The sequence below is a fragment of the Armatimonadota bacterium genome (assembly GCA_025059775.1).
GTDB lineage: Bacteria > Sysuimicrobiota > Sysuimicrobiia > Sysuimicrobiales > Sysuimicrobiaceae > Sysuimicrobium.
This window is the reverse complement of sequence record JANXCW010000020.1, coordinates 24,146-31,036: the sequence shown is the minus strand read 5'-3', so window position 1 is coordinate 31,036 and position 6,891 is coordinate 24,146. Positions and strand designations below refer to the sequence as shown.

Here is a 6,891-nt window from a genome sequence, read left to right as displayed (position 1 = left end):
CCCGTCAGAACCTCCCGAACGGCGTCGCCCGGAGCCCCACCCCTGCGCCGGGCCAGGAAGAGGGCCAGAACGATTCCCGGGACCTCTAACAGGGCGACCAGGGTGGGCAGAAATCCCTCCGCGAAGTCCCCCGCAGCCCGGACGAAGCCGAGGGCCGCCAGGAAGGTGACCGCGGAGACCGACCCGTAGTGGGCGGCAAGTGCCGCTGCCTCCACGCGGTCCACCTTGAGAAACCGCCGGGCCAGGACGTAGCTCAAGGCGGGCCGCGCCACACTGAGGAACAAGGTGGCCAGGGCCGGCCACAGGATGACGGAGAGAGGTGTTTTGGACAGCTCCACGCCGCCCTTGAGGCCGATGGCGAAGAGGAGGTAGATGGACAGAGCCGTGTACAGGGCCTCGGGGAAGCTGAGGTCGCTGTCCACGAGCCTGGCCGCGGCCCCGAGGAAGAACGCCAACACCATCGGGGACAGCAGGTTGAGGCGCACCAGCTCCAGCACGTCCATGGCATCGAATCTTACCGGCGCGCAACTGCTGGTTCAAGCCGCAGCGCACCCACCGTCGTCTCTGGGCCACCCTCAAAAGCCCTGACGCATTTTTGGAACCTCGGTTCCCCTCCACACGTTCCGCGTTTCACGTGGTTTCGCTGCCCGCGGTTCGGGTGCGAGCCACGGCCGCCCGTCTCTCACCCACAGGCGTACGGGTTTGCTAAAATCAGCGGCAAAACAAAGGCGGGCCGGACCACGGGGTGCCCGAGGATCGCGCCGGGTTTGTGCGCCTCGCGTCGGAAGTCGCGCGTCGGCTGCAACAGGGCGCCGGCGTGCTCGTCCACTGTGGGGCTGGGATCGGCAGGACGGGCACCTTCGCGGCGTGTGTGCTGATGGCGTTAGGGCTGGACCGTGCAGAGGCCGTCCGGCGGGTGAAGGAGGCCGGTTCGTGCCCGGAAACGGGCGAACAGGAGGATCTGGTCGATTGGGCCGCGCGCCAGCTGCGGGGCTAGTTCTGCTGCCCACTCGACACCTCGCGGCCTACCGGGACCGTGTGGCCTTCCTGGGGAGCCGTTGAAGCGCCGGAGGGACGGCTCCGGTCTTGACAATACCCTACTGGGTATGGTATTAGGGGGCCGAAAGGGGGTTGACGGCCATGCGGGCGTGCAACGCGGGAACGGTGGACCGGATCGTGCGGGTGGTGGTGGGGCTGGTGGCGCTGCTGCTGGCCCTGCGGCAGGGCGCCACCGCGCTCGGGTACGTGCTGTACGTGGTGGCGGCGGCGGGCTTGATCACCGGCGTCGTGGGCTGGTGCCCCCTGTGGGCGCTGCTGGGGGTCAACACCTGCGGCCGGGCGAGGACCTGAAGGGCGCAGCCAGGGAGGCGGGGAGATGTCGGAGGTGATGCGGGCCCACGTGGCCCTGCGGCCCGAGGGCGGGTACCGGTTCCGGGTGGAGATGGACCGACCGGAGTGGACCCTGGTGGTGGACGAGCCTCCGCCCCTGGGCGAGGGGGCGGGGCCGAACCCCGCGCGGCTGGTGGCCACGGCCCTGGGCCACTGCCTGGCCAGCAGCCTTCGCTACTGCCTGGAACGCAGCCGGGCCGCGGCCGAGGTGGCGGCGGAGGTGGAGGTAGAGGTGCGGCGCAACGAGCGCGGCCGCTGGCGCATCGCGCGGATTCGCGCGCAGCTGGACCTGTCGGGCGTAGACCCCGCGCAGCAGCCGGCCGTGGACCGGTGCCTGAAGCTGTTCGAGGACTTCTGCATCGTCACCGCCAGCGTCCGCCAGGGGATCCCTGTGGACGTCCAGGTGCGGCTGGACGGCGAACCTGTGGCCGACCCGGAGATGGGAGAACAGACGACAGTGTAGAGCGCCCGTGTACGGGACTCAGGTGGAAAAAGGGGGGTTGTGGCGGAGGGGGTGGGACTCGAACCCACAAGGGCTTGCGCCCACCGGTTTTCGAGACCGGCCCCTTAGCCAGTTCGGTGCACCCCTCCGACCTTCTCTCAGTCTACCACTTCTGCACCGCAGCCTGTTAGTAACGTAGGGGCGGTGCCCCTACAACCCCTCCAGCAGAGCCCCCACCCGGAAGACCCGGGAGAACAGCACAAGGCCGAGGCCCACCGCGCCCAGGCCGAGGAGCAGGGCTACGCCTCCCATCTTTGCGGGATGGACCTCGGGTCGGATGGTCACGAACAGAAGCGCTCCCATCGCCGGCGCGATAGCCAGGCTTGAGCCCAGAGTACTGCCCGTCCCCACCCGGAGGAGGCCGAGGGAGGGGAAGGCGAGGGTCACCGCGGATGCGATGAGGTCCGCCCACAGGGCCATGGGGAGCGGCACGAAGAGGGCGATGCCCACATAGAAAGAGGGGATCCGGGGGGCGCCGAGCCAGGCAAGCATGAGAAGCGGGAGTCCGATGGCCACCGCGGTGAGCACCGCCCAGGAGAAGACCACCAAGAGGAACGAGCTCACGAGGAACGCGGCGAAGACCTCCCGGGGCCGGTAGGGCGCGCTCAGGAGGAGTTCGAGGCCTCCCCGGGCCGTCTCGCTCGTGACCGTGGCCTGACTCAACACCGCCCCCGCCACCGAGGCCAGGACCCCCACCAGGTATGGGCCCTGCACCACCACCAGGGCGAGGGCCACCGCGAGGGGATGGTCCGGGAGAGGCCCGATCAGTATCCCCAATCCTTCCCGGAGTCGCCCGGCGGTCTGCGGACCGCCTGGGAGGTAGACCGGCAGCAGCATGACGGTGAGGGCGAGGATTCCGTACCCGAGGGGCGCAAGGAGCAGCCTCTGCCTCTGATCCCGGACCACCCGCCACAGGAGGGCCCCACACAGACGTCCGGCGTTCCTCAGCTCACTCATCTCTCCAGCCATCCGGCAACCCCTCCAGCAGCCCGAAGTACACCTCCTCCAGGGGGGTTCTCAGGCCCGTCACCTCCCGTACCTCCACGCCCGCCTCCACCAGGGCTCGCACAAGCCGCCCCACTTCCTCGTCCCCCCCCACCTCCACCACCCACCGGCTCCCTTCTCGTACGCCCGCGAGCCCCAACTCCGCGAAGACCCTCCCTGGCTCTCCTACCACCCGCAGGGCTACCCGTCGCCGTGGCGCGAAGCGTTCCCGCAGCTCCTCCGCGGTTCCCCGGCCCAGGATCCGACCCGCGCCGAGCAGGACCACGTCCTCTCCCAACTCGCTCGCCTCATACAGGTTGTGGGTGCTGAGGAGGACCGTACACCCCGAGCGGGCGAGGTCCCGCACCAGCGTCCGCAGGGTCCGGGCGGCCTCGGGATCCATCCCGGCCGTGGGTTCGTCCAGGAGCAGGACCCGGGCCTCCTGCACCAGCGCCCGGGCCGCGGCCACCCGTTGGGCCTGCCCCCGGCTCAGGGTCCCCGCACGACGGAGGGCGAGGTCAAGCAGGCCGAGCCGCTCCAGAGCCTCCCGAATCCTGGTGGCGCGGGCCCCCAACGGGATCCCCACAACCCGGGCCCAGAACTCCAGGTTCTCCTGCACCGTGAGGCCGGGATGCAAGGCGGGGCGGTGGGGAAGATAGGCCACGTGGCGCTTTGCCTGGGGGTTCCGGTAAAGCTCCTGGCCGAAGATCCGCACGCAGCCTCCGTACGGGGGGAGGATCCCGGCCCCCACCCGGAAGAGGGTGGTCTTGCCCGCGCCGTTCGGCCCCAGGACCACGTGCAGACCGGGTCCGAACGTCACGGTCACTCCCCGGAGCACCGGGGAAGCCCCGTAGCCCGCGCAGACGTCCTGGAAGGCCAGCACCGCTTGCACCTCCCCGTGGGCCGGAGTATATAGGCAATTGTGCTGCGCACGCGAGCCCTACCGGCTGCCCTGTGGCGAGCCCTCGTCGGCAGCCCCCTGGAGACCCAGCGTCTCCGGCACGAGCGCCTTACGAAGGTCAAGGGGCTTGCGGTCTTCGGGGCGGACGCCCTCTCCAGCAGTACCTACGCCACGGAGGAAATCCTCCGGGTTTTGATCCTCGCGGGCACCGCGGCGGTGGGCCTCACCGTGCCCATCTCCATGGCCATCGTGGGCCTCATGGCCATCGTGGCCTTCTCCTACTACCAGACCATCCATGCCTACCCCTCCGGAGGCGGTGCCTACATCGTCGCCCACGAGAACCTGGGCACGCTTCCAGGCCTTGTGGCGGCCGCGGCGTTGCTGGTCGACTACATCCTCACGGTGGCCGTCAGCGTCTCCGCGGGCGTGGCCGCCATCACCTCCGCGGTCCCCGAATTCTTCCCCTACCGGGTCGAGCTTGCCCTTGGGCTCATCGCCTTGATCACCCTCGCCAACCTGCGAGGGGTACGGGAATCCGGAACCCTCTTTGCCATCCCCACCTACTCCTTCCTCCTCTGTTTCGGTGCCACCATCGCGCTCGGGGTCTGGCGCTGGCTCAACGGCACGCTGCCACACGCAGCTCCGATGGAAACCCCACCCACCATCCAGCCCCTCACCCTGTTCCTCCTCCTGCGGGCCTTCGCCTCCGGAACCGCCGCCCTGACCGGAATCGAGGCGGTGAGCAACGGGGTCCAGGCCTTCTACCCCCCGGAACCGCGGAACGCCAGCCGCGTGCTGCTCCTCATGGTCGCCTTGCTGGGCAGCCTCTTCTTCGGCACCAGCCTCCTGGCCCGGGAGATGGGCATCCTGCCACGCGAAGACGAGACGGTGGTTTCCCAAATCGCCCGGGCCGTGTTCGAGGGAAGCGGGACTTACTACGCGGTGCAGGCGGCCACCATGCTGATCCTGGTGCTCGCGGCCAATACCGCGTTCGCCGACTTCCCCCGGCTGGCCTCCATCCTCGCCCGAGACCGGTACCTGCCCCGGCAGCTGGCCAATCTCGGTGACCGACTTGTGTTCGCCAACGGGATCCTGCTACTCGGGGCTATGGCTTCCCTGCTTATCGTGCTGTTCCGCGCCACCGTCCATAACCTCATCCCCCTCTACATGGTGGGGGTGTTTGTGGCCTTCACCCTCTCCCAGGCCGGCATGGTGCGCCACTGGCTCGTGGAGCGGGCCGGCCGCTGGCGGTTGAAGCTCGGCATCAACGCCTTCGGAGCCTTCTGTACCGCGGTGGTGGGCATAGAGGTGGCGGTGGTGAAGTTCCTGGAGGGTGCCTGGATCACGGTGTTCGTCATCGGCGCCTTCGTCCTCCTCATGCGGGCTGTCCATCGGCACTACGAGGACGTGGCCCACCAGCTCTCCCTGGAGCGTGCGAAGCCTCCCCGTCCCTTCAAGGCCCACAAGGTCATCGTACCTGTGAACGCGGTGCACCGAGGGATCCTGGAGGCCCTGCGGTATGCCAAGGCGGTGAGCGACGACGTCACCGCGGTGTACGTGGAGATCGAGCCCGGCGCCCGGGAGGAGATCGAGCGGAAATGGGAGCGCTGGGTTCCCGACGTGCCCCTGGTGGTCCTTCCCTCCCCGTACCGCTCCGTGGTGGGGCCCATCCTCCTGTACCTGGACCAGGTGCAGCGGGAGGCGGGACCCGACACCGCCCTCACCGTGGTCCTGCCGGAGTTTGTGCCACGCAAGTGGTGGCATCACCTGCTCCACAACCAGACTGCCCTCATGCTGAAGTTCGCGCTGCTGTTCCGCCAGCGGCGCCTGCGCCGCTACAAGGTCCTGGCGGACGTGCCGTACTACCTCACCAAGTAGCCCCGCCCGAGTGCGGTGCGGTACACTCGGAAGGGTATGGGGCGTCGGCTCTCTGCCCTGATGGTGGCGTGTCTGGGGCTCCTCGCCTGCCAGAGTCCTCGCGTGCAGCTCGTGGAGTACCGGAACACCGAGCTGGGGATCGTCCTCCGTCATCCCCAGGGCTGGAAGGTCCTCACCGTGCCGGAGGGGAATTGGGTTCAGATCGTTCCCTCCCCCGCGGGACCCCGCCCGGATCCGTTTAGGTACGCGGAGTTCATCAGCGTACGGGTGCTCTCCGACGCGGCCGCCTCCGAGGAGGCCCTGCGGCAGCTGGCCTTCTCCCTCCTCCCCTTCCACGGGGTGGCGAAGTTCCAGCGGGAGGAGGGTCCGGAACCCGAGCGCTACCGGTTCGAGGGAACCGGGACCGCGGCGGAAGCCCAATGGGCGGGGATCGGGCTCCTCGTGGTGGAGCCTGCGCGTCTGGTGCACGTGGTATGCGCGAAGCCCATCGAGCGGTGGCGGCAGGGACAACGGGAGTGCGACGCGGTCATCGCAAGCGTGCAGGTGCTCACCGGACGGTAGGCGGGAGGATGTGGGTCTGGATCACGCGGCCCCCTCCGTGCCGGACGACCCGTTCCCCCAGCACCCGCACATGGTCCGCCATCCGAAGGGCGGGATACGAGGCAGGTGCGAAGATCACCGCAAGGCACCTCCGTGTGCGCTCCGTGATGGCGGTCCGGAGGGAGTCGTTGGTGGGCCCGCCCACGGGTCCCTCCGCATCCGCCACCACCAGCCGTCCCTGCGCCCGGAAGAGTCCCTTTCCCAGGGACTCATAGGCCTCGCCGGGCCGGCCGAGCCGCACACACACCTCCCCCTGCACGCGGTCCAGATCGTAGAGCCCGATGGGGAGACCGAACTCCAGGGAGCACAGGTTCACCACGTCCACCAGCAGGTTGATGCGGGGAAGACTTTCCCCCCGCAGGACGCGGCGCAGGAGGGCCTCGGAGGAAGGCCGGTTCTTCGTGGGATCCTCCCCCAGCAGCCGGTACAGCTCCCGGGCATACCGGAGGGCCTCGATCGCACCGGGCGCACGCCCCACGTACCGCCCTCGGAGGACCTCCCCGAGACGCTCCGCCTCCGCCCAGATCTCAGGGGCCTCCCGCGTGACCACCAACCCCTCCACGTGGGCCACGCCCAGACGGATTCGCCCTGCAAGTTCCGGAGCGAGCTGGAGCTCCACCCTCGAGCCTCCCAAACC

Annotated in this window: 9 protein-coding genes and 1 tRNA gene; 5 read left to right on the top strand and 5 right to left on the bottom strand. The window is 69.2% G+C overall.

Going from position 1 to position 6,891, the window contains the following annotated elements; all coding sequences use genetic code 11:
• Positions 1-503 (bottom strand): sodium-dependent bicarbonate transport family permease (locus N0A24_11405; GenBank protein ID MCS7173953.1); only part of this gene is annotated, 503 nt, incomplete at its 3' end.
• Between the two features lie 242 nt (positions 504-745).
• Here N0A24_11405 and N0A24_11400 point away from each other — a divergent pair.
• The 3 genes from N0A24_11400 (at position 746) to N0A24_11390 (ending at position 1,852) form a co-directional block, all read left to right on the top strand.
• A complete protein-coding gene (locus N0A24_11400) occupies positions 746-997 on the top strand; it encodes a tyrosine-protein phosphatase (protein MCS7173952.1) in 252 nt (83 codons plus the stop codon).
• Between the two features lie 143 nt (positions 998-1,140).
• Positions 1,141-1,350, top strand: coding sequence for a DUF2892 domain-containing protein (locus tag N0A24_11395; protein ID MCS7173951.1), 210 nt, complete (start codon positions 1,141-1,143; stop codon positions 1,348-1,350).
• A 25-nt stretch (positions 1,351-1,375) separates the two neighbouring features.
• On the top strand, positions 1,376-1,852 hold the full coding sequence (locus N0A24_11390) for an OsmC family protein (GenBank protein ID MCS7173950.1): 477 nt from the start codon (positions 1,376-1,378) through the stop codon (positions 1,850-1,852).
• Positions 1,853-1,892: 40 nt separating this feature from the next.
• On the opposite strand, the gene N0A24_11385 is transcribed toward N0A24_11390, so the two are convergent.
• The 3 genes from N0A24_11385 to ccmA form a co-directional block, all read right to left on the bottom strand.
• Positions 1,893-1,980: transfer RNA gene (locus N0A24_11385), tRNA-Ser, on the bottom strand.
• Between the two features lie 61 nt (positions 1,981-2,041).
• Positions 2,042-2,848, bottom strand: a complete 807-nt coding sequence (locus N0A24_11380) for a hypothetical protein (GenBank protein ID MCS7173949.1) — start codon at positions 2,846-2,848, stop codon at positions 2,042-2,044.
• Positions 2,841-3,758, bottom strand: coding sequence for a heme ABC exporter ATP-binding protein CcmA (gene ccmA, locus N0A24_11375; GenBank protein MCS7173948.1), 918 nt, complete (start codon positions 3,756-3,758; stop codon positions 2,841-2,843). Before ccmA ends, N0A24_11380 begins: the two co-directional genes overlap by 8 nt.
• A gap of 39 nt (positions 3,759-3,797) precedes the next feature.
• Between ccmA and N0A24_11370 the strand changes: the two genes are divergently transcribed.
• Together N0A24_11370 and N0A24_11365 are read left to right on the top strand one after the other, a co-directional pair.
• Positions 3,798-5,654, top strand: coding sequence for an APC family permease (locus N0A24_11370; protein MCS7173947.1), 1,857 nt, complete (start codon positions 3,798-3,800; stop codon positions 5,652-5,654).
• Positions 5,655-5,690: 36 nt separating this feature from the next.
• Positions 5,691-6,215, top strand: coding sequence for a hypothetical protein (locus N0A24_11365; GenBank protein MCS7173946.1), 525 nt, complete (start codon positions 5,691-5,693; stop codon positions 6,213-6,215).
• Here N0A24_11365 and N0A24_11360 read toward each other — a convergent pair.
• Positions 6,202-6,873, bottom strand: coding sequence for a phenylalanine--tRNA ligase beta subunit-related protein (locus tag N0A24_11360; GenBank protein MCS7173945.1), 672 nt, complete (start codon positions 6,871-6,873; stop codon positions 6,202-6,204). The two genes, N0A24_11365 and N0A24_11360, sit on opposite strands and share 14 nt — an antisense overlap.
• Positions 6,874-6,891: the final 18 nt, after the last annotated feature.

Excerpts from the sequence above, each read along its gene's own strand:
- N0A24_11390 (MCS7173950.1), top strand. The coding sequence starts at position 1,376 with ATGTCGGAGGTGATGCGGGCCCACGTGGCCCTGCGGCCCGAGGGCGGG.
- N0A24_11380 (MCS7173949.1), bottom strand. The coding sequence starts at position 2,848 with ATGAGTGAGCTGAGGAACGCCGGACGTCTGTGTGGGGCCCTCCTGTGG.
- N0A24_11365 (MCS7173946.1), top strand. The coding sequence starts at position 5,691 with ATGGGGCGTCGGCTCTCTGCCCTGATGGTGGCGTGTCTGGGGCTCCTC.
- N0A24_11395 (MCS7173951.1), top strand. The coding sequence starts at position 1,141 with ATGCGGGCGTGCAACGCGGGAACGGTGGACCGGATCGTGCGGGTGGTG.